This is a genomic window from Myceligenerans halotolerans (genome assembly GCF_054782975.1).
In genome coordinates, this window is record NZ_BAAGRL010000015.1 from 34,440 (window position 1) to 53,895 (window position 19,456).

Below are 19,456 nucleotides of genomic sequence, written 5' to 3' on the forward strand. Positions count from 1 at the left end.
GGCGGTCCGCGTCCTCGGGTCTTCGCAACGCCTCCGGCCCGGCGGCCGGTTGCGCTATCAGATCAGTTCCGGGACCTGGGCCGCCATCTTGGCGACCAGGACCTCGCCGCCCTTGGTGAGCTGCTCGCCGGTCTGCTCGAACCCGAGGCGGCCGTGGAAGCGCATCGACCCGGGGTTCGGCGGGTTGAGGTTGATCTCGCAGGTGACGACATCGCGCTCGGCCTCGCGGGCGGCGTCGAACACCGCGTCGTACAGGCGGCGGCCGATGCCGCGGTTCCGGGCGCGCTCACCGAGCACGATGCGGTCCACGTAGAGGTGGTCCAGCCCGCGGTTCTCGAACCAGTCGTAGTTCTCCGAGGAGTACTCGGCGCCCGGGTCCAGCGCGAGCAGGAACCCGAGCGGGTCCGAGGACTCCGCGGGATCCGTGGCGACCAGCGCGAGGGAGGAGATGTCCAGAAGTCCCTGCATCTCGTCGGCGGGGGTCACCGGGACGGCGGGGACAGCGGCGTTGTTGAGCTCGACCAGGGCCGGGACGTCGGACGCGGTAGCGGGCCGCAGCACGGGGCGCGCGGGGGCGGCGACGGGCATGGGAGCATCCTCTCCTTGAGGAAAATGGGATCGCTGGCACGATACCGGCGCGGGTGATCTGGGTCAGTGGCGCATCCCACACGCCCGGCGCGACGCCGGTCACAGGGCACGACGCCGCTCACAGGAGATGTGCGACGCCCCGGGCGAGGGTCGCCGCGCCGCCCGCGTAGGCCAGGACGATCAGGACGCGTCGCGTCGCCGCCCGGGAGAGGCGCGGGGCCAGGAGCTCGCCCAGGCCGATGCTCGCGACCAGCGCGACCGCGATCACCAGCCACTCCCAGAGCGCGAACGCCGGGAAGGTCGCGTCGGCGAAGACGATCTTGGCCGTCATCGCGGCGAGCGCGTTGGTCATGAAGAACGGCTGCGCGGTGGCGGCGAAGGACTTCGTGTCCCACCGGTCCAGGACCGCGTACACGGCGAGCGGCGGACCGCCGATCCCCGCGGCGACGCTGCCGAATCCGGAGGCGACGCCGGTGACGATCAGGGGACGTGGGTCCCGCTCGGCGAACCGTCGTCGTTCACCGCGCAGTCGGGAGGTGACCAGCGCCAGCGTCATGGCGCCGACGACGACGGCCCCGATGCCGACCTCCAGGGCAGCCGGGCTCGCCCCGCGCAGCAGCAGCGCCGCCGGGACGCTCACGCTCACCGACGCGGCCGCGAGCCATGCGTACCGCCGCCAGTCCACCCCGCGCAGCACCCGCCCGATGATGAGCAGCGCCATGACGGCGCCCACGACGTTCACCAGCAGCACGCCCTCCAGCGGGCCGACGAGCAGCACGATGAACGGACCCGCCACCAGCCCGAACCCCATACCGGTCACGCGCTGGAGAGACCCGCCCACCAGGATGGCGAGGACGAGGAGAGCGAGCACGCGACAACTGTACGCCCGGGCAACGCAGGCTCCGCCGGTCCGGAGATCCGGGAGGGATCCTGGGGGCGTCCTCGGAGATGGGTCCCGGTGACAGAGTCCCCGAGGCGGCCGGATCCTCGGGACAATCCCGCGACGTTCGGCCACAATGTGGCTCGTGGCGAAGAAGAAGCGTGCGGGGACCAGCGGCGGGACGCCGGCGATCGTCGCACTGGAGAAGGCGGGTGTGGAGCACACCCTCCAGGCGTACGAGCACGACGGATCCCGGGACGACTTCGGCGCGGAGGCGGCCGACGCGCTCGGGCTGCCGCCCGAGCAGGTGTTCAAGACGCTGCTGGCCGACGTCGACGGCGCGCTCACCGTCGGCATCGTGCCCGTGGACCGCAAGCTGGACCTCAAGGCGCTGGCCAAGGCGGTCGGCGGGAAGAAGGCGGCGATGGCCGACGTCGCACGCGCCGAGCGGGCGACGGGCTACGTGGCGGGCGGCATCTCGCCGCTCGGCCAGAAGCAGCGGCACGCCACGGTCCTGGACGAGTCGGCCGAGGCGTTCGACGTCGTCTACGTCTCCGGCGGGCGCCGCGGCCTGGACGTGGGCCTGTCACCCAAGGACCTGCTGGCCCTCACGAACGGCACCCCGGCCCCGATAGCCCGCTAGAGACCGCAGGCCACCAAGCCACTCGGAAACCCGGGGTGCTGGCGTGGTCGGCGTCGGCCGGACGCCGTCCCGGACCGGGTCTCAGGTGCGGCGGGGGCCGAAGACGGCCGTGCCTACGCGGACGATCGTGGCGCCCTCGGCGATCGCCAGGTCCAGGTCGGTCGTCATGCCCATCGACAGTTCCCGGGCGCCGGCGGTTCCTGGCGCGCCGGACGCCAGCGTCTCGTCGCGGATCGCGCGGAGGCGGGCGAAGCCGGCGCGCACGGTGGCGTCGTCGGCAGGCTCGCCTGCGGCGTCGAGGCGCGCGCCGATCGTCATGAACCCCGTCAGGCGCAGGCCCGGCAGGGCGGCGACGTCGAGGGCGAGCGGCACGGCGTCGTCGGGCTCGACCCCGGACTTGGTCTCCTCGCCCGACACGTTCACCTGGATCATCACGTCCAGCGTGCGGTCGTCGCGGACGCACCGCGTCGAGAGCGCCCGGGCGAGCGCCATGCCGTCGACCGTCTCGATCCCCGTCGCGGTGGCCAGCACCTGGTTGACCTTGTTGCGTTGCAGGTGCCCGATCATGTGCACCTCGAGCGCGCCCGCCGCGACGCGGTCGGCGAGCCCGGGCGCCTTGGCGACGAGTTCCTGCACGCGGTTCTCGCCGATGAGGTCGACGCCGGCATCGATCGCGGCGAGCACGGCGTCGGCGTCCCGGGTCTTCGTCGCGACGAGGAGGCGGACCTCGCCGGGGTCGCGCCCGGCGGCGCGGGCGGCGTCGTCGATGCGGGAGCGGACGGCGGCGAGACGGTCGGTGATGGCGGAGGTCGGCACGCCCCCGAGTGTATGGAAGCCTCGGCGGTCCCCGGCCGCCGGATGCGGAGCGTAGCGAGGCCGCCCGCAGGCGAGGTACGAGCCGAGGACGGCTGAGCCCGGCGGCTCGGGAGAACACTGTCAGGGACGACGGCGGTCTGGGCGCGCAGCCTGCAGTCAGGGACGGGTCAGGGTGATACCGGGTGATGTGTCCGTGCCGGGGTAGGGCAGAATCGGATCATGCTTCGGACGCTGCTGAACATCATCTGGTTCGTCTTCGCGGGACTCGGCCTGTTTCTCGGTTACGCGCTGGCGGGCATCATCTGCTGCCTGCTGATCGTCACGATCCCGTTCGGCATCGCGTCCTTCCGGATCGCCGGGTACTCGCTGTGGCCGTTCGGCCGGGCCGTCGTGGACAAGCAGCAGTCCGGGGTCGGCGAGGTGATGTCGCTCGTGGGGAACGTCATCTGGGTGGTCGTGGCGGGCTGGTGGCTCGCGATCGGTCACATCCTCACAGCGATCCCGCTGTTCATCTCGATCATCGGCATCCCGATGGGCTGGGCGAACCTCAAGCTCATCCCGGTGTCGCTGATGCCCCTGGGCAAGGAGATCGTCCGGAGCGACACGCTCCTGCCCACGTACCAGCGCTCCGCGTGACCTGTGCGGCGGGTCCGCGCGAAGGTGAGCGGTCGGCCCGATGTCGAGAAGTCGGTCCCCCGGGGGACCGACCGCACGGACAAGGGACCGACCGCTCGACGATGAGCCCGGCGCCGGTCACTTCTCGCCGAGCGACATGACCTCCTGGTCGAGCGGTCCCAGCGTCATCCGCGGCTCGCCCGTCGCCGTGAGCGTCGTCGTGCCGACGCCGCCGATGACGCAGCTCCCGCTGATCGGGTCGCCCCCGTTCCACACCTGGCGCAGGCAGTTGCGCTGCGCCAGCTGGCCCCAGTAGTTGGGGTGCAGGGACTCCTGCACCTCGTAGGGTGAGTCACCGATCGTGGAGACCGTGCGGATCTGGTTGACCCACTCCGTCTGGTCGACGGCGCCCGGGGACTGCCAGTTCGCCAGGCCGACCTCCTCGTACAGGCCCACGCTGTTCTCGCAGAGGCGCTGCCCTTCGAAGGCGTGCGTCATGTCGAGGGTGCGGACGCCGCTCAGTCCGGCGTCGTTCGCCGCTCCGAGCAGCGCTCCGTTGATGACGGGCAGCGCCGTGGCGTTCGCCCAGTCGGCGTCGGCGTTCCAGATGCCGCAACCGCCCGTGAACTGGCGGCTGTACCCGGACTCGGAGTAGCGGATCCCGGCCCCGTCCGGGATGGGGGAGGGGTAGGTCTGGACGACGAGCGTCCACTGGTCGTCGGCGTACCCGGCGTTCCGCATAGCGGTGGCGACGTTGCCGAGCGCGTCCGCGACGTCGGCCCGCACGGCGGCGACGTTGGCGGCGGTGAAGTGCGCCTCGACGGAGCTGTCGTCGTGGCAATAGTTCTTCCACCAGGTGGGTGAGGTGAGGAAGTTGACGACGCACTGCTGCACGACGTCCGCGAAGCCGAAGTCGTTGCCCCCGATGGAGACCACGACCATGCGGACGTTCCGGGTCGCGGCGGCCTCCTGGAGCGCCAGGGCCTGCCCCTGACCCGCGGAGCCGTCGTAGAAGTCGATGCCGGGCTTGAAGCCGGACCCGGCGGACGTCGCGGTCCGGGCGCCGCTGCAGGCGAGGTTGAGCCCCTGGGTGCCCGCACCGAAGTAGGCCTCGGCGGAGGAGGCCCGGTGGCAGCCCGGGATGGTCTCGCCGGTGCCGTCGGCGTCGTCGTGGTAGGCGTGGGGGCCGAGCGCGTCGGCGCGGCGGTAGTCGTCGTTGGAGCTGCCGGCCCAGCGGCCGGCCTCCCCGGAGATGTACGAGTCGCCGAGCGTGACGACCCATGAGTCGCCGACGCCGGGTCCGTCGGCGGCCGCGGGCGGCGCGGCGACGGCGGAGGCGGCGACGAGGGCGGCGGTGGCGAGAGCGACGGCCGACCCGGTCAGGGCGGCGCCGGACCGGGACGAGCTGACACGGGACGATCTGACGCGAGACAAGGTGTGCATGACCAGACTCCTGTTGTCGGGCGAGCAGCATCGTTGCTGACTCTGGCAGTAATAACGGAGTCTACAAAGTTGTCATGAAAGAGCAAATGGTAGGCAAAATATGACACATGGGTGTCTTGCCGGAAATCGACGACTCGCCGAACGACTCGCCCGACGACTCGCCCAGAATGCGGGGCGGTATCAGATCATGCCGACGCGCAGCGCGCGGAACATGACCTGACCTGCTTCGTCGCTGGCGGCGAGGTCGATTCCCGCGGTGACGGCCCAGTCGTGGTTGCCGTCCGCGTCGTCGAGCACCTGCCGCACCCACCACGTGCCCTCGGGCACGCGGCTGCCGTCCGGCAGCTCCGCCCCCGGCTCGAGGACGGTGACGAGGCTCGCCGCGCGCGCCTCCGGGCCGATCCCGATCGCGTCGTCCCCCTGCTCCTCGAACAGGGGATCCAGGGCGTCGGCCCAGGCGTCGGCGTCCATGCCGACCGTGCCGTCGAGCGAGCCGAGCGCCGCGTACGCCTCACGCGCGGCGAGCTCGACACGCCGGAACATCGCGTTGCGCACCAGCCGGCGAAACGCGCGCGGGTTCCCGGTGACCGGTCGCGCGGGAGCCTCGGCCCCCGCGTCCGCGAGCTCGCCCTCGACGACCAGGTCGGCGTCGTCGTCCACCGGGTTCTGCAGCCGCTCCCACTCGTCGAGCAGCGACGAGTCGACGTTCCGCACCAGCTCGCCCAGCCACTCGATGACCTCGTGGACGTCCTCGGTGCGGTGCTCCTCCGGCACCACCTGCCGCACGGCGCGGAACGCGTCGGCGAGGTAGCGCAGCACCACGCCCTCGGTGCGCTCCAGCCCGTAGGCGCTGACCAGCTCGCCGAACGTCATCGCCTTCTCGAGCATGTCGCGCACCACCGACTTGCACGACAGCTCCGCGTCAGCCACCCACGGGTTCGTCTGCTTGTACGTGGCGAACGTGGGCTCCAGCAGGTCCTGCAGCGGCTTCGGCCAGGTGACCTCCTCCAGCAGCTCCATGCGCTCGTCGTACTCGATGCCCTCGGCCTTCATCGCGCCGATCGCCTCGCCGCGCGCGGTCTTCTGCTGGCCGAACAGGACCTGGCGCGGGTCGTCGAGCGTGGCCTCGATGACGGAGACGACGTCGAGCGCGTGGGTGGGGCTGTCGACGTCGAGCAGGTCCATCGCGGCGAGCGCGAACGGCGAGAGCGTCTGGTTCAGCGCGAAGTCGCGGGGGAGGTCCACCACGAGCCGGGCGCTCGGGCGGTAGCCCGCGGGCCGCGTGGGGTCGGGGACCCGCACGCGCTCGACGACGCCGGACTGGCGCAGGCTGCGGTAGATGCGGAAGGCCTGCCGCACGTGCTTCGCCTTGAGGGCGTCGGTGTCGTGGTTCGCCGTGAGCAGATGGCGCATCGCGGCGACCGGGTCACCGCCCGGCCGGGCCAGCACGTTCAGCACCATCGCGTGCGACACGGAGAAGTTGCTGCTCAGAGGTTCCGGGTCGGCGTCGCGCAGCCGCTCGAACGTGGAGTCGGTCCAGTTCACCGCGCCGGAGGGGGCCTTCTTCCGGACGATCTTCTTCTTTTTCTTCGGGTCGTCGCCCGCCTTGAGCAGCGCCTTGCGGTTCTCGATGACGTGCTCGGGCGCCATGACCATCACCTCGCCGAGCGTGTCGAAGCCCGCTCGTCCGGCGCGGCCGGCGATCTGGTGGAACTCGCGTGCCGTGAGGTGCCGCATGCGCTCGCCGTCGAACTTCACGAGGCTGGTCAGCAGGACGGTGCGGATCGGCACGTTGATGCCGACACCGAGCGTGTCGGTGCCGCAGACCACCTTGAGCAGGCCCTTCTGCGTGAGGCGTTCCACCAGGCGGCGGTACTTGGGCAGCATGCCCGCGTGGTGCACGCCGATGCCCGCGCGCAGGAACTTGCTCAGCGTCTTGCCGAAGCCGGTGCCGAACCGGAACGCGCCGATCTCCGCGGTGATGGCCTCCTTCTCCTCCTTCGAGGCCAGCTTCGTGGACAGCAGCGCCTGGGCGCGGTCGACGGCGTCCTTCTGCGTGAAGTGGACGACGTACACGGGCGCGCGGTGTGTCTCCACGAGCTCCTGGATCGTGTCCGTGAGCGGTTCGACCACGTAGGCGAACTCCAGCGGGACCGGCCGTTCGGCGCCCGTCACCTCGGCGACGTCGCGGTCGGTGCGGTCCTCCAGGTCCTCGCGCAGCCGCGTGGTGTCGCCCAGCGTCGCGGACATGAGCAGGAACTGCGTGTCCGGCAGCTCCAGCAGCGGCACCTGCCAGGCCCAGCCGCGCTGCGGGTCGCCGTAGTAGTGGAACTCGTCCATGACCACCTGGGCGATCGCGTCGTCACCGGTCAGCGGGCCGCCGTCGTTGCGGGCCTGGCGCAGCGCGAGGTTCGCGAGGATCTCCGCCGTGCAGCAGATGATCGGGGCGTCCGGGTTGACCGCGGAGTCGCCTGTCATCATGCCCACGTTCTTCGACCCGAACGCCGCCACCAGGTCGAAGAACTTCTCGCTGACCAGGGCCTTCAGCGGCGCCGTGTAGTAGGTGCGCCCGCCGCGGCCGGAGCGGTTCGCCGCCAGCGCCGCGAACTGCGCGCCCATCGCGACCATCGACTTCCCCGAGCCGGTCGGCGTCGCGAGGATGACGTGCGAGCCCGTCATGAGCTCGAGCAGTGCCTCCTCCTGGTGCGGGTAGAGCGGACGACCGCCGTCGGACGCCCACGTCCCGAAGTTCTCGAAGAGGACGTCCGGGTCCGGGGCCGTGCCCGTCGGGGCAGGGATGTGGGGGAGGAGGGTTCCGGCGGGGCGAGGCGTGGTCGTCGTCATGGTGCGCACATTCTCTCAGCCCTGCTGAGCGGCGCGACCGGCGGCGGGCGCCCTCCGCTGCTGGACGGAGGCTCGACCTAGGCTGGCCCGCATGGCTCTCCCCTTTCGCCAGGTCAATGTCTTCTCCGCGTCGCCCACGGGTGGCAACCCCGTCGCCGTCGTGCACGACGCCGACAACCTCACCGACGAGCAGATGGCCGCCTTCGCACGGTGGACCAACCTGTCCGAGACCACGTTCCTCCTCGCACCCCGCGAGCCGTGGGCCGACTATCGCGTGCGGATCTTCACGCCGTCGGAAGAGCTCCCGTTCGCCGGGCACCCGACGCTCGGTACGGCGCACGCCTGGCTGGAGGCCGACGGCGTGCCCGCCGGCGACGACGTGGTGCAGGAGTGCGGCGTCGGCCTGGTGACGGTCCGCCGGGAGACACGGCCCGACGACGCCGAGGCGACGCTGCCTGGAGGCAGGATGCGGCTGGCCTTCGCCGCGCCGCCGCTGATCCGATCCGGCCCCGTCGCCGACGACGACCTCGCCCGGATCGCGCGGGCCCTGGGGATCGACGTGTTCGACATCGCCCGCGCCGCCTGGGTCGACAACGGACCCGGCTGGGTGGGCGTGCAGCTCCGGGACGCCGAGGCCGTCCTCGCGCTGCGGATCGACGCCGCACAGTTTGACGATCTCAGGATCGGTGTCATCGGCCCGCACTCACCCGCCGATCGCAAGCGCCTGGGCGCGGACGTCGAGGTACGCGCGTTCGTGCCGTCCCTCGGGGTGGACGAAGACCCGGTGACCGGGAGTCTCAACGCGAGCCTGGGGCAGTGGCTCGCGGGGAGCGTGCTGCCGTCGTCGTACGTCGCGTCACAGGGCACGGCGCTCGGCCGCGAGGGCCGGGCCCATGTCACGAGGGCCGACGACGGCGAGGTGTGGGTCGGCGGCGAGACGACCACGACGATCACGGGCGAGGCCAGCCTCTGACGATCCACGGCGCGCCCGTGCCCAGGCGCGTCAGCGGAGCGCCGCCACCGTCCCCGTGACCCACCGCACCCACGCCGCCATCACGCGTTCCAGCGGGCCCTGACCGAACAGGGCCCGCCAGAGGGTCGCCGCCGCCAGGGTGACCAGCACCATCCAGCCGAGCGGCTCGTTCGTCGGCGGGTCGAGCAGGTCGAAGCCGCCCTCGGTCACAGCCCAGATCGCGACGATCTGCGCGGAGTAGACGGTCAGCGCCATCGCGCCCACGGCGGCCAGCGGCGCCAGGACGCGCGCGCCGGCCCGGCCGGCGAACAGGCACAGCCCGATCACCCCGAGCGCGAACCCGCCGGAACCGAAGACCTCGAACATCGTGTCGTCGTGGGGGCCGTCGAGCCAGAGGTAGCCCGGCGCCGGCCACGGGTCACCGAGGCCGAGCGCGTCCGGGCCCGACCAGCGGCTGGTGGTCTCCTGGACGCTCGCCTCGATCGCCTCACGTCCGCCCGCCGTCGCGGTCATGCCCGCAGAGACGAGCGCGGACACGAAGGCCGCGCCGAAGCCACCGGCCACCAGCCCGATCCGCAGCCGCAGGCTGCTCAGGTCGCTGCGCCCCACCGCCAGGCCCGCGAGCACGAACGCCATCCAGACGATCGCCGGGTAGTGGCCCGTGAGCAGGAAGTCGGTGAACGCGCCGGAGCCGTCGCGCGGCAGCCGGAGTCCCAGCCGGGTCAGCACCTCGGGGCCGTAGTACGCGATCGGCGGCCCGAGCACGCCGACCGTCACCGCGAGCGACGCGAGCTCGGAGGGCCGCAGCCGCAGGAACGGCAGCGCCAGCACGAAGTACGCCGCGTAGAAGCCGAGGATCAGCGCCACGCGGGTGCCCAGGAGGTCGAGGAACGCGACCAGCGCCAGCAGCGCGGCCGCCCGGGCCAGGACCATCACCCGGGCCGTGGCCAGCTCCGTGCCCGACGGCGGCTCCCGGCGCCCGGTCGCCAGCGCCAGCGACACGCCTGCCACCGTGGCGAACAGGATCGACGAGCGCCCGTGCGACAACCCCAGCCAGCCCTCGAGCGTGCCGAGGTCGGCGGACGTCACGCCGACGTGCGCCGTGAACATGCCGAGCACGGCCAGCCCGCGGGCGATGTCGACCCCGGGAACGCGCCCGGGGCCGCCGAGGAGGCGGCTTGCCGTGCGGGCGAGCATGCCCGGCCGGCCCCGGACCGCCGTCGTCCCTGATGACGTCGTTTCCGACGGCGCGGCATCCCCCGGGGACGCGTCCGGGGTCTCCGGCTCCACGGGCGCCCGTTCTGCTGACGGCTTGGACATGGAGGCATCCTCGCAGGTCTCACTCAGCCCTGTCCCGGTCCGTGAGAACCTCTGTGTGACGCCCGCCTCACCTGGGTAGCGTGAACATATGAGACCCAGTACCGAACCTGCGGCGCCCCCACACGACATGCCCGCAGGGACCGATCCCGTCGACGCGATCGACGCGCCCGGTCACCATCGCAGCGACCTGACGAAGGAGTCGGAGTCGTACACGCACGGCCACCACGAGTCCGTGCTGCGATCGCATCGCGCCCGTACCGCCGCGAACTCCGCCGCGTTCCTGCTGCCCCGCCTCGGCGAGGGCATGCGGGTGCTCGACGTCGGCTGCGGCCCGGGCACGGTGACGGTCGACCTGGCGGAGAAGCTCGGGGACGGGGAGGCCGTCGGCGTCGACGCCGCCGCCGACGTCCTGAACTCGGCCCGCGAGCTGGCCGCGCAGCACCCGGCGGCGAACGTGCGGTTCGAGCAGGCCAACGCCTACGAGCTGCCGTTCGACGACGACACGTTCGACATCGTCTTCGCCCATCAGCTCCTGCAGCATCTCTCGGAGCCCGTCGTCGCGCTCCGCGAGATGAAGCGCGTGGCACGCCCCGGCGGCTTCGTGGCCGTGCGCGACGCCGACTACGCGGCCATGGCCTGGTACCCGGCGTCACCTCAGCTGACCGAGTGGAACACGCTCTACCACGAGGTCACGCACGCGTACGGCTTCGAGCCCGACGCCGGCCGACACCTCCTGTCCTGGGTGCGCGAGGCCGGGTTCGACCCCTCCGGGATCGTGCCCACCGCCAGCTCGTGGTGCTACGCCACCCCCGACGACCGGCGCTGGTGGGGCGAGCTCTGGGCGCAGCGGTGCACGGAGTCGAACTTCGCGGTGCAGGCCAGGGAGTCGGCGCTGGCCGACGAGGTCGGCCTGGAACAGCTCGCACAGGGCTGGCAGGAGTGGGCGGCGGCCGACGACGGCTGGTTCGCCGTGCTGCACGGCGAGGTGCTGGCCCGGGCCTGAGCCACGGCCCGGCGGCGGGCGGGGTACGGGCTTCCCCTGCTACGTGGTTGCCCCAATTGTCAGGTGAGTGACCTTATTCCTACGGTCGAGTGGACCGATCGCGACGCGGAGGCCGTCCTCGCCGCATCCACAGACCGAGGTGATCCGATATGAAAGGCACCACGCTCTCCCGAGCAGCACTTCCCGCGACCCGGCTCACGCCGGGTCGCCTGGCGCTCGCCGTCCTGGCCGTGTTCGCGCTGGCCATCACGTCGCTCGCCGCCATGCCGTCCGCCCAGGCGCACGGCTGGGTCTCCGACCCGCCCAGCCGCCAGGATCACTGTGCGAACGGCACCGTGAGCCACGACTGCCAGGGCATCCAGTACGAGCCGCAGAGCGTCGAGGCCCCCAAGGGCTCGATGCAGTGCTCCGGCGGCTCGCGCTTCACCAACCTCGACGACAACTCCCTCGCGTGGCCGCGCACGTCCATCGGCAGCACGCACACGTTCACGTGGACCATCACGGCGAACCACCGGACCTCCACGTGGGAGTACTTCGTGGACGGCCAGCTCTTCCGCACCTTCGACGACGGCGGGGCGCAGCCGCCGTCGACGGTCCACCACACGCTGTCCGGCCTGCCGTCGGGCAACCACACGATCCTCGCGCGGTGGAACGTCTACGACACGGCGATGGCGTTCTACGCGTGCATCGACGTCAACGTCGGCGGTGGCGGCGGCGACCCGACCGACCCGCCGGACCCCGACCCCGGCGAGTGCTCCGCGGCCGCGTGGGTCGCCGATGTCGCCTACCTGGGCGGCGCGGAGGTCTCGTACCAGGGCAACCACTACCGGGCCAAGTGGTGGACCCAGGGCGAGGTGCCCAGCGAGTCCGGCCAGTGGGACGTCTGGGAGGATCTCGGGGCCTGCTGACCGGCGTCCTGGCCGACGTCGATCGACGCTGATCGACCGGCTCGACCGAGCCACCCGCGGCGGAGGCGGGCGCCCGCTTCCGCCGCGGGTGGTGCCCGGTGCCGCGGGTGCGCGATGACACGGACGGACCGATGTCGGTCTGTACCCGCCATACCCGAGAACTGGGATCCATTTTTCACCCGTTTCATGGCAGCATGATCGCGTGCCGACCATGGTCGTGCGGGGTGTCCACCCCGCACCTGTCGAGATCCCGGACGCGGTGCACGCGCTCGCCGGCTGGTACGTGGGCTGGGGGAGCGTCACCCCCGTCTGGCGTAACGACCTGGGCGGACTCACCTTCCGCCTCGAGGACGCGGGGGCGGAGACCCGGCCCGCCCGCTATCTTAAGTGGGTGCCCGCCGACTCGCCCTGCCCGGACCCGTTCGCCGAGGCCGGCCGGCTGTCGTGGGCCGGCAGGTTCGCCGTCGTCCCGCGCGTGCTCGACGTCGGACGCGGCGACGACGGCGCCTGGCTGCTCACCGAGGAACGGCGCGGCACCTCCGCCATCGACCCGCGGTGGCGGGAGCAACCGCGCGCCGCGGCACGCGCCATCGGCGAGGGCCTGCGCCTGCTGCACGACACCGCGCCCGTGGCCGACTGCCCCTTCACGTGGACACCCGCCGCCCGGACCGCGGCCCTCCCCGCGGAGGTCCGGGCCGCCGTCGGGCCGGCCCCGGCCGTCGACCGCCTCGTGGTCTGCCACGGCGACGCCTGCGTCCCCAACACGCTTCTGCACGACGACGGAACGTTCGCCGCGCACGTCGACCTCGGCGAGCTCGGCGTCGCCGACCGCTGGAGCGACATCGCGGCGGCGTCACGCTCGATCTCCCGGCGGTTCCAGGATCCACGCCTGGTCGCGGAGTTCTTCGACGCGTACGGCGTCGCCCCCGATCCGGAGCGGATCGACTACTACCGCCGGCTGTGGGACGTCGTCGAACAGCACCGCAAGCGGCTCCGGCGACGGCCGCGCGGGTAGTGGGGTCGGCCGGGCCGAGCCGGCCGAGCACGAGGTTCCTTACGAAACAGGGGGCTGAAGCGAAAGCAACCTCCTGCCATGCGCCGCGGTGGCTCGCCTATCCTGCCGTCGTGTCCATTCCGACCGAGCCTGTCGTCGCGCCCGAGGTCGTCCGCCGTCTCGCCGGGGGTGATCGCGTCACACCCGTCTGGAGCAACGAGGCGGGCGGGCTGACCTTTCGCCTCGATCCGGTGGCCGGGGACGCCGTGCTCGACCGCGGCGATCGTCCCCAGGGCTCCCGCTATGTCAAGTGGCGGCCCCGCGCGGCGGACCACCCGGGAGACGCCGATCTGGCCGACGAGGCCGAGCGGCTCCGCTGGGCGGCGTCGTACACGCCCGTGCCGGTCGTGCTGGAGCACGGGCGCGACGACACCGCCGAGTGGCTGGTGACGGAAGCGATCGAGGCGCGGACCGCCGTCGACCCGCGGTGGATCGCCGCACCGGAGAACGCTGTCCCCGCGATCGGCGTCGCGCTGCGCGCACTGCACGACACCCTGCCGGTCGCGGCCTGCCCGTGGACGTGGTCGGCCGAGGAGCGCGTGGCCCGGGTGCTCCCCGGGAAGGCCGACGCCGGCACGCTCGCGCACCTGGCCGACACCCCCGTCGTCGTCGGCCCCGTCGTCTGCCACGGCGACGCCTGCGCCCCCAACACCCTGCTGCACGACGACGGCACCTGGGCCGCGCACGTCGACCTCGGCCGGCTCGGCGTCGCCGACCCATGGGCCGACCTGTCCATCGCCGCCCTCAGCACCGTGTGGAACTACGGCCCCGGCTACGAGCACCTCGTGTACGAGGCGTACGGCATCGACCCCGACCCGGAACGCATCGCCTACTACCGGCTGCTCTGGGACGTGACCTGACCCGACGCCACGACCGGACGCGGGCGGCCGCGCGACGCCGGCACCGCCGTCGGGCACGTAGATTGTTCGCGTGCGTATCGCGAGATTCACCACCGGAGACGACCCCAGGTTCGGCCTCGTGCAGACCGAGGGGGACAGGACCTTCCTCGCCGTGCTCGGCGGCGACCCGATGTACATGCCGGCCATGCCGACCGGCGAGCGCGTCGAACTGGGCGACGGCGTCCGGCTGCTGGCGCCGGTGATCCCGCGGTCCAAGGTCGTGGCGGTCGGTAAGAACTACGCGGCGCACGCCGCCGAGATGGGCGGCGAGGTGCCGGCCAGCCCGCTGTTGTTCCTCAAGCCGAACACCTCCGTGATCGGGCCGGACGACCCCATCGTGCTGCCCGACTTCTCCGACGAGATCGGCTACGAGGCCGAGCTCGCCGTCGTCATCGGGAAGCTGTGCAAGGACGTCACCGAGGAGGCGGCGCCGTCGTACATCCTCGGCTACACCGTCGCCAACGACGTCACCGCACGCGACGCGCAGCGCACGGACGGGCAGTGGGCGCGGGCCAAGGGCTTCGACGGGTCGTGCCCGCTCGGGCCGTGGATCGACACCGACCTCGACCCCGAGGACGTCGGCGTCACCTCTCGCCTGAACGGCGAGACCAAGCAGGACGGCCGTACCCGCGACCTCGTGTTCGACGTGCCGTTCCTCGTTTCCTACATCTCCCGGGCCATGACGCTCCTGCCGGGCGACGTCATCCTCACCGGCACGCCCGCCGGCGTCGGGCTCATGGACCACGGCGACCGGGTCGAGTGCGAGGTCGAGGGGCTGGGCGTGCTCGCCAACCCCGTGCTGCGGCGCGGCTGAGCCACGCCCCCGCCCGGCGGTGTCGGACACGCCGACTACGCTGGGCTGCGTGAACTCCTCGACCACCGTACGCGTCCGATTCGCCCCGTCACCCACCGGCATGTTCCACGTCGGCGGCGCCCGCTCCGCCCTGTTCAACTGGGCCGTGGCCAAGCAGCAGGGCGGCATCTTCGTGCTGCGCATCGAGGACACCGACGCCTCGCGCAACAAGCCCGAATGGGTGGACGGCATCCTGTCCGCGATGGCGTCGCTGGGCATCACCTCCGCCGACCCGGCCTTCGAGGGGCCCTACTACCAGTCCGCGAACGCCGGCATCCAGCGGGACGCCGCCGCGCGCCTGTACGCCGCCGGCAAGGCGTACTACTGCGACTGCACCCGCGACGACGTCCTCGCCCGCACCGGCAACAAGCAGACCGGCTACGACGGCCACTGCCGCGACCGCGGCCTCGAGCAGGCCGACGGCCGCGCCCTGCGCTTCCGCACCCCCGACGACGGCGAGACGCACGTCGTCGACCTCATCCGCGGCAACCCCGTCTTCCCGAACGACACGCTCGAGGACTTCGTCGTCGCGCGCGGCGACGGCTCACCCGTGTTCCTCCTCGCGAACGTCGTCGACGACATCGATGAGCACATCACCCACGTCATCCGCGGCGAGGAGCACCTGTCCAACACCCCCAAGCAGCAGCTCCTGTGGGAGGCGCTCGGCGCCACCCCGCCCGTCTGGGCGCACCTGCCCGTCATCGTCAACGAGAAGCGCCAGAAGCTCTCCAAGCGCCGCGACAAGGTCGCCCTCGAGGACTACCTCGCCGAAGGCGTGCTCCCCGCCGCCATGGTCAACTACCTCATGCTGCTCGGCTGGGCCCCCGGCAACGACGAGGAGATCCTCCCGTTCGACGAACTCGTGAGCCGCTTCCGCATCGAGGACGTCAACTCCGCCTCCGCGTTCTTCGACCTGAAGAAGCTCACCGCCTTCAACGGCGAGTACATCCGGGCCCTCCCGCTCGACGAGTTCAAGGACGCCTGCGCCCCCTGGCTCACCGCCCCGCACGCCCTCTGGACCCCCGAGCAGTTCGACCAGCGGGCGTTCGACGCCGTCGCACCCCTCGCCCAGACCCGCGTCGCACTGCTCGCCGAGATCACCGACAACGTCGACTTCCTGTTCCTCGACGAGCCCGCCATCGACGAGGACTCCTGGAACAAGGCCATGAAGGGCGACGCGGCCGGCCTGCTCGCCGATATGCGGGCGGCGCTCGCGGACGCGACATGGGAGGGCGAGCCGCTCAAGGAGACGGTGACCGCCGTCGGGGAGAAGCACGGTCTCAAGCTCGGCAAGGCGCAGGCGCCGGTGCGGGTGGCCGTGACCGGCCGCCGGATCGGGCTGCCGCTGTTCGAGTCGCTCGAGGTGCTCGGGCGCGAGCGCACCCTGGCCCGCGTGGACGCCGCGATCGAGCGGCTGGCTGCATGACGGAGCTCCACCCCTACCCGCAGGCGTGGCGCGGGCCGCGGCACCGCTGGTGGAGGCCGCTGCTCGCGATCACGGTGATGATCGCCGGGGCCGGGGTGTTCTTCGTCTGGTCCGCCTTCGCGCAGATCGGCGCGATCCTCGCGCACGACCCGGCGGCGTTCCTGAACCAGTTCGAGACCGCCGTCCTGGACGACGGCTGGCTGGCCACGCCGCTCGGGCTCCTGGCGACGAACATCTCCCTCGCGATCCCGATCCCGATCGCGCTGCTGGCGGCCCTGGTCGCGACGGGGCGGCCCGGCCTGGTCTCGTCGGTGACCGGCCGGCTGCGCTGGGGGCTCCTGCTCGGTGCGGCGGGCGTGTCCGTCCTCGTGCTGGTGCCGCTCGGGTTGGTGCCGGAGTGGTTCGCGCCGACGTCCGGCGAGCAGCTCACGATCGCCCCCGATCCGGGCTGGCAGCTCGTCGCCCTCGTGATCCTGCTGACCACGCCGCTGCAGGCGACGGGGGAGGAGTACTTCTTCCGGGGCTGGCTGCAGCAGGTCGTGGGGGCGTGGTGCCGGCCGGCGTGGCTCGCCGTCGTGCTGCCGATGCTGATCTCCGCGACGCTGTTCGCGCTCGCGCACGGGCTGCAGAACCCGTGGCTGTTCGCGGACCGGTTCTTCTTCGGCCTGGTGGCGAGCGTGCTCGTCTGGCGCACAGGCGGCCTGGAGTGCGCCATCGCGCTGCACGTGGTGAACAACCTGTTCGCCTTCGGCGCCGCGATCGCCACCGGCACCACGGCCGAGACGATGCTCATCACCGAGGTGAGCGCGCTGTCCGGCGTGCTCAGCATGACGGGGACGGCCGTCTCCGCCGCGGCCCTGCTGGCCTTCGCCCGCTGGCGGCGGGCGCAGCGGTTCGTCCAGAGCTGACCGGCGGGCCGGTATGACGGAGAAGGAGTGGCTGGTGGACGGTGTGCTGTTCGACGTCGACGACACCCTCGTCGACACGCGCGGGGCCTTCGCCCGCGCGCTGGACGCGGTACGGGAGCGCTACCTGCCGGCCGCCGGGCCGGAACGCCTCGACGAGATGCTGCACCAGTGGCGGTCGGACCCCGACGGCTGGTACCGCCGGTACACCCGGGGGGAGCTGGACCACCGCACGCAGCGTCGCCACCGGGCCGTGCTGCTGCACGAGACCTTCGGCGGGGAGCCCGTCACGGAGGAACTCTTCGAGGAGTGGGACGACCTGTTCTGGGGCACCTTCGAGAAGTCCTGGACCCCGTTCGACGACGCCGCTCCCGCGCTGGCGGCGGCGCGCGAGGCCGGGCTGCGCCTGGGGGTCGTGACGAACGCGTCCGTGGAGCTGCAGGAGCGTAAGCTGGCGTCGGTCGGGCTGTCCGGCCTGCCCGTGCTGGTCGGGGTGGACACGCTCGGGTTCGGCAAGCCGGACCCCCGGGTCTTCGTCGAGGGAGCGCGCAAGCTGGGGACCGACCCCGCGCGGACGGCGTACGTGGGCGACGAGCCGGTCGTCGACGCGGAGGCGGCACGGGACGCCGGCCTGCTCGGCGTGTGGCTGGCCCGGCACGGCGTGCGGAAGCGGCTCCACGAGACGGAGGATCACGACGCGATGCGCGCGTCCGGGGTCGCCGTCATCGCGGGGCTGGACGAGCTGCTCGCCGCGCTCTCCGGAGGCCGGGACCACTCCTCCGCGACGGCGTGATGCACCGCACCTCAATCCACTTTGGCAGGTCGGCGACTCTCGGGTAGTGTTTTCCCTCGGTGACGCCCTCCCGAGTGGAGGGAGCGGACACCCCCTTGGGGTATGGTGTAATTGGCAGCACGAGTGGTTCTGGTCCACTTAGTCTAGGTTCGAGTCCTGGTACCCCAGCGCAGTACAGCAGCAGTCTCAGGCCCCCATCGTCTAGCGGCCTAGGACGCCGCCCTCTCACGGCGGTAACGCGGGTTCAAATCCCGCTGGGGGTACGCAGGTCCACCGGCTCCGGCCGGTTTGCAGTTCCAGGCCCCCATCGTCTAGCGGCCTAGGACGCCGCCCTCTCACGGCGGTAACGCGGGTTCAAATCCCGCTGGGGGTACGAGACGGATGGGCGGAGTGTGTTCGGCTTGCCGAACCGCTCCGTCTCTTTGTTTTTTGGGGGCTCCGCCCCTTTCCCCCCGCCCCGGGGGCACGCCCCCGGACCCCGCCCTGGGGCTTTGCCCCTTGCCTCCGTTATGGCTGGGTAGGGCTCCGGGCTTCGTTGGGTGGTGGGCTGGGGTGTCTTTTGCGGGCCGCTGGGCCCGACGCCGGCCACTGGGCCTGACGGCCACCCGTCCCGGTTGAGCCCCCGCCAGGATGGCCGAACCGCAGGATCGTCTCGCGGTGGCTCGTAGAACCGCAGGATCCTCTCGTGGCGGGCTGTCGAGCCGCATGTTGAATCGTGCCAACGCGCGATTTGCACGATTCAACATGCGGCTCGGCAGCTGACCGCGGGGCGATTCTGCGGTTCGGCGGGCGGTGGGCCCGTCGCACAGTCAGTCCTCGCCGTGGGACGGGCGGATCTTGATCTGCTGGGTGCGCGGGGTCGAGCGGGACGAGGTGTCGGTGGTCGGGTCCGGGGCCAGGTCCGTGTGGGCGGTGTCCTGGTTCTCCCGCTGCTTCGGGAGGATGGACGGGGGCATCGGGGGTGGCTTCGGGTCGGCGTCCGGGTGGAACAGGTCGGTCATCAAGGTTCGGTACAGGGCGTCCGAGCTCGGGATGTAGTGCTCCGTGCTCAGTTCCTGGTCCTGGCCCGCCGACTCGAAGTGGAACGTGCCGTAGCCGAGGATCTGGCCCATGAGGTCCTGGCGATAGCCGAGGTCCGTCACCTTGTCGCGTGGCATCGTCGCCACCGACTGCACCACGAAACCCGTCACCGTCATCAGCCGCAGGCTCGTCAGCAGCAGCCAGTCGTGGCGCCACTCCAGGTACTTCCACCCCAGGCGCCCCACCACGAGGGCCCAGCCCCAGAACAGCCAGACCAGGATGTCGCGCATCTCGCTGCTCGCCGCCAGGAACACCAGCACGAGCACCACGAACGAACCGACCGTCGTGAGGACCGGCTCCCACAGGCGGACCCAGTGCCGGTGCGTGGCGAAGACGATCCCCTCGCCGCCCAGGATGTACTTGCGCAGCCTCCTGTGCCGCCGGAGAAAGTCCTCGGTCTCTGTCACGCAGTG

General features: G+C 71.9%; 18 protein-coding genes and 3 tRNA genes. 14 read left to right on the top strand and 7 right to left on the bottom strand.

Features of this window, described 5'->3' with window-relative positions; genetic code table 11:
- Positions 1-57 precede the first annotated feature (57 nt).
- On the bottom strand, positions 58-588 hold the full coding sequence (locus tag ACYVK5_RS11625) for a GNAT family N-acetyltransferase (protein WP_460705037.1): 531 nt from the start codon (positions 586-588) through the stop codon (positions 58-60).
- A 118-nt stretch (positions 589-706) separates the two neighbouring features.
- Positions 707-1,459, bottom strand: a complete 753-nt coding sequence (locus tag ACYVK5_RS11630) for a TSUP family transporter (RefSeq protein ID WP_460705039.1) — start codon at positions 1,457-1,459, stop codon at positions 707-709.
- Between the two features lie 145 nt (positions 1,460-1,604).
- On the opposite strand from ACYVK5_RS11630, the gene ybaK reads away from it, so the two are divergent.
- Positions 1,605-2,111 carry a Cys-tRNA(Pro) deacylase gene (ybaK, locus tag ACYVK5_RS11635; protein ID WP_460705041.1) on the top strand — a complete coding sequence of 169 codons (507 nt, stop codon included), beginning with the start codon at positions 1,605-1,607 and terminating at the stop codon, positions 2,109-2,111.
- An 81-nt stretch (positions 2,112-2,192) separates the two neighbouring features.
- Here ybaK and ACYVK5_RS11640 read toward each other — a convergent pair whose 3' ends face one another.
- Entirely contained in the window at positions 2,193-2,927 is a 735-nt protein-coding gene (locus tag ACYVK5_RS11640) for a YggS family pyridoxal phosphate-dependent enzyme (RefSeq protein WP_460705043.1), read from the bottom strand.
- Positions 2,928-3,146: 219 nt separating this feature from the next.
- Between ACYVK5_RS11640 and ACYVK5_RS11645 the strand changes: the two genes are divergently transcribed.
- Positions 3,147-3,563: a YccF domain-containing protein gene (locus ACYVK5_RS11645; protein WP_460705045.1), complete on the top strand. Its 417-nt coding sequence runs from the start codon at positions 3,147-3,149 to the stop codon at positions 3,561-3,563.
- Between the two features lie 117 nt (positions 3,564-3,680).
- On the opposite strand, the gene ACYVK5_RS11650 is transcribed toward ACYVK5_RS11645, so the two are convergent.
- Both ACYVK5_RS11650 and ACYVK5_RS11655 read right to left on the bottom strand, forming a co-directional pair.
- Positions 3,681-4,985 (bottom strand): SGNH/GDSL hydrolase family protein, encoded by a 1,305-nt coding sequence (locus ACYVK5_RS11650; protein ID WP_460705047.1) that lies wholly within the window; start codon positions 4,983-4,985, stop codon positions 3,681-3,683.
- Positions 4,986-5,165: 180 nt separating this feature from the next.
- A complete protein-coding gene (locus ACYVK5_RS11655) occupies positions 5,166-7,829 on the bottom strand; it encodes a DEAD/DEAH box helicase (protein WP_460705049.1) in 2,664 nt (887 codons plus the stop codon).
- A 91-nt stretch (positions 7,830-7,920) separates the two neighbouring features.
- Between ACYVK5_RS11655 and ACYVK5_RS11660 the strand changes: the two genes are divergently transcribed.
- A complete protein-coding gene (locus tag ACYVK5_RS11660) occupies positions 7,921-8,802 on the top strand; it encodes a PhzF family phenazine biosynthesis protein (protein ID WP_460705051.1) in 882 nt (293 codons plus the stop codon).
- Between the two features lie 30 nt (positions 8,803-8,832).
- Here the strand turns inward: ACYVK5_RS11660 and ACYVK5_RS11665 are convergent, their stop codons facing one another.
- Positions 8,833-10,122 (bottom strand): heparan-alpha-glucosaminide N-acetyltransferase domain-containing protein, encoded by a 1,290-nt coding sequence (locus ACYVK5_RS11665; protein ID WP_460705053.1) that lies wholly within the window; start codon positions 10,120-10,122, stop codon positions 8,833-8,835.
- Positions 10,123-10,210: 88 nt separating this feature from the next.
- On the opposite strand from ACYVK5_RS11665, the gene ACYVK5_RS11670 reads away from it, so the two are divergent.
- The 11 genes from ACYVK5_RS11670 (at position 10,211) to ACYVK5_RS11720 (ending at position 18,336) form a co-directional block, all read left to right on the top strand.
- On the top strand, positions 10,211-11,125 hold the full coding sequence (locus ACYVK5_RS11670) for a class I SAM-dependent methyltransferase (protein ID WP_460705055.1): 915 nt from the start codon (positions 10,211-10,213) through the stop codon (positions 11,123-11,125).
- Positions 11,126-11,274: 149 nt separating this feature from the next.
- Positions 11,275-12,033: a lytic polysaccharide monooxygenase gene (locus tag ACYVK5_RS11675; protein WP_460705057.1), complete on the top strand. Its 759-nt coding sequence runs from the start codon at positions 11,275-11,277 to the stop codon at positions 12,031-12,033.
- Positions 12,034-12,244: 211 nt separating this feature from the next.
- A complete protein-coding gene (locus ACYVK5_RS11680; protein ID WP_460705107.1) occupies positions 12,245-13,048 on the top strand; it encodes a phosphotransferase in 804 nt (267 codons plus the stop codon).
- Positions 13,049-13,158: 110 nt separating this feature from the next.
- On the top strand, positions 13,159-13,947 hold the full coding sequence (locus ACYVK5_RS11685) for a phosphotransferase (protein WP_460705059.1): 789 nt from the start codon (positions 13,159-13,161) through the stop codon (positions 13,945-13,947).
- A gap of 70 nt (positions 13,948-14,017) precedes the next feature.
- Entirely contained in the window at positions 14,018-14,800 is a 783-nt protein-coding gene (locus ACYVK5_RS11690; protein WP_460705061.1) for a fumarylacetoacetate hydrolase family protein, read from the top strand.
- A gap of 49 nt (positions 14,801-14,849) precedes the next feature.
- On the top strand, positions 14,850-16,265 hold the full coding sequence (gene gltX / locus ACYVK5_RS11695) for a glutamate--tRNA ligase (protein ID WP_460705063.1): 1,416 nt from the start codon (positions 14,850-14,852) through the stop codon (positions 16,263-16,265).
- The gene (locus ACYVK5_RS11700; protein ID WP_460705065.1) at positions 16,262-17,173 is read left to right on the top strand and encodes a lysostaphin resistance A-like protein; all 912 of its coding nucleotides are present in this window, start codon (positions 16,262-16,264) and stop codon (positions 17,171-17,173) included. The genes gltX and ACYVK5_RS11700 overlap by 4 nt, the downstream gene beginning before the upstream one ends.
- Positions 17,174-17,186: 13 nt before the next feature.
- On the top strand, positions 17,187-17,963 hold the full coding sequence (locus ACYVK5_RS11705) for an HAD family hydrolase (protein ID WP_460705067.1): 777 nt from the start codon (positions 17,187-17,189) through the stop codon (positions 17,961-17,963).
- 96 nt (positions 17,964-18,059) lie between these two features.
- A tRNA-Gln gene (locus tag ACYVK5_RS11710) sits at positions 18,060-18,131 on the top strand.
- A 22-nt stretch (positions 18,132-18,153) separates the two neighbouring features.
- Positions 18,154-18,226 (top strand) — tRNA-Glu (locus ACYVK5_RS11715).
- Between the two features lie 37 nt (positions 18,227-18,263).
- Positions 18,264-18,336, top strand: a tRNA-Glu gene (locus ACYVK5_RS11720).
- Positions 18,337-18,772: 436 nt separating this feature from the next.
- Here the strand turns inward: ACYVK5_RS11720 and ACYVK5_RS11725 are convergent.
- Complete coding sequence (locus ACYVK5_RS11725) at positions 18,773-19,450, bottom strand: PH domain-containing protein (RefSeq protein ID WP_460705069.1); 678 nt, start codon at positions 19,448-19,450, stop codon at positions 18,773-18,775.
- Positions 19,451-19,456: the final 6 nt, after the last annotated feature.

Bases quoted from the DNA above. Each gene is read 5' to 3' on its own strand.
- ACYVK5_RS11675 (WP_460705057.1), top strand. From the start codon at position 11,275: ATGAAAGGCACCACGCTCTCCCGAGCAGCACTTCCCGCGACCCGGCTC.
- ybaK (WP_460705041.1), top strand. From the start codon at position 1,605: ATGTGGCTCGTGGCGAAGAAGAAGCGTGCGGGGACCAGCGGCGGGACG.
- ACYVK5_RS11625 (WP_460705037.1), bottom strand. From the start codon at position 588: ATGCCCGTCGCCGCCCCCGCGCGCCCCGTGCTGCGGCCCGCTACCGCG.
- ACYVK5_RS11650 (WP_460705047.1), bottom strand. From the start codon at position 4,985: ATGCACACCTTGTCTCGCGTCAGATCGTCCCGTGTCAGCTCGTCCCGG.
- ACYVK5_RS11660 (WP_460705051.1), top strand. From the start codon at position 7,921: ATGGCTCTCCCCTTTCGCCAGGTCAATGTCTTCTCCGCGTCGCCCACG.
- ACYVK5_RS11655 (WP_460705049.1), bottom strand. From the start codon at position 7,829: ATGACGACGACCACGCCTCGCCCCGCCGGAACCCTCCTCCCCCACATC.
- ACYVK5_RS11670 (WP_460705055.1), top strand. From the start codon at position 10,211: ATGAGACCCAGTACCGAACCTGCGGCGCCCCCACACGACATGCCCGCA.
- ACYVK5_RS11645 (WP_460705045.1), top strand. From the start codon at position 3,147: ATGCTTCGGACGCTGCTGAACATCATCTGGTTCGTCTTCGCGGGACTC.
- ACYVK5_RS11665 (WP_460705053.1), bottom strand. From the start codon at position 10,122: ATGTCCAAGCCGTCAGCAGAACGGGCGCCCGTGGAGCCGGAGACCCCG.
- ACYVK5_RS11680 (WP_460705107.1), top strand. From the start codon at position 12,245: ATGGTCGTGCGGGGTGTCCACCCCGCACCTGTCGAGATCCCGGACGCG.
- ACYVK5_RS11700 (WP_460705065.1), top strand. From the start codon at position 16,262: ATGACGGAGCTCCACCCCTACCCGCAGGCGTGGCGCGGGCCGCGGCAC.
- ACYVK5_RS11705 (WP_460705067.1), top strand. From the start codon at position 17,187: ATGACGGAGAAGGAGTGGCTGGTGGACGGTGTGCTGTTCGACGTCGAC.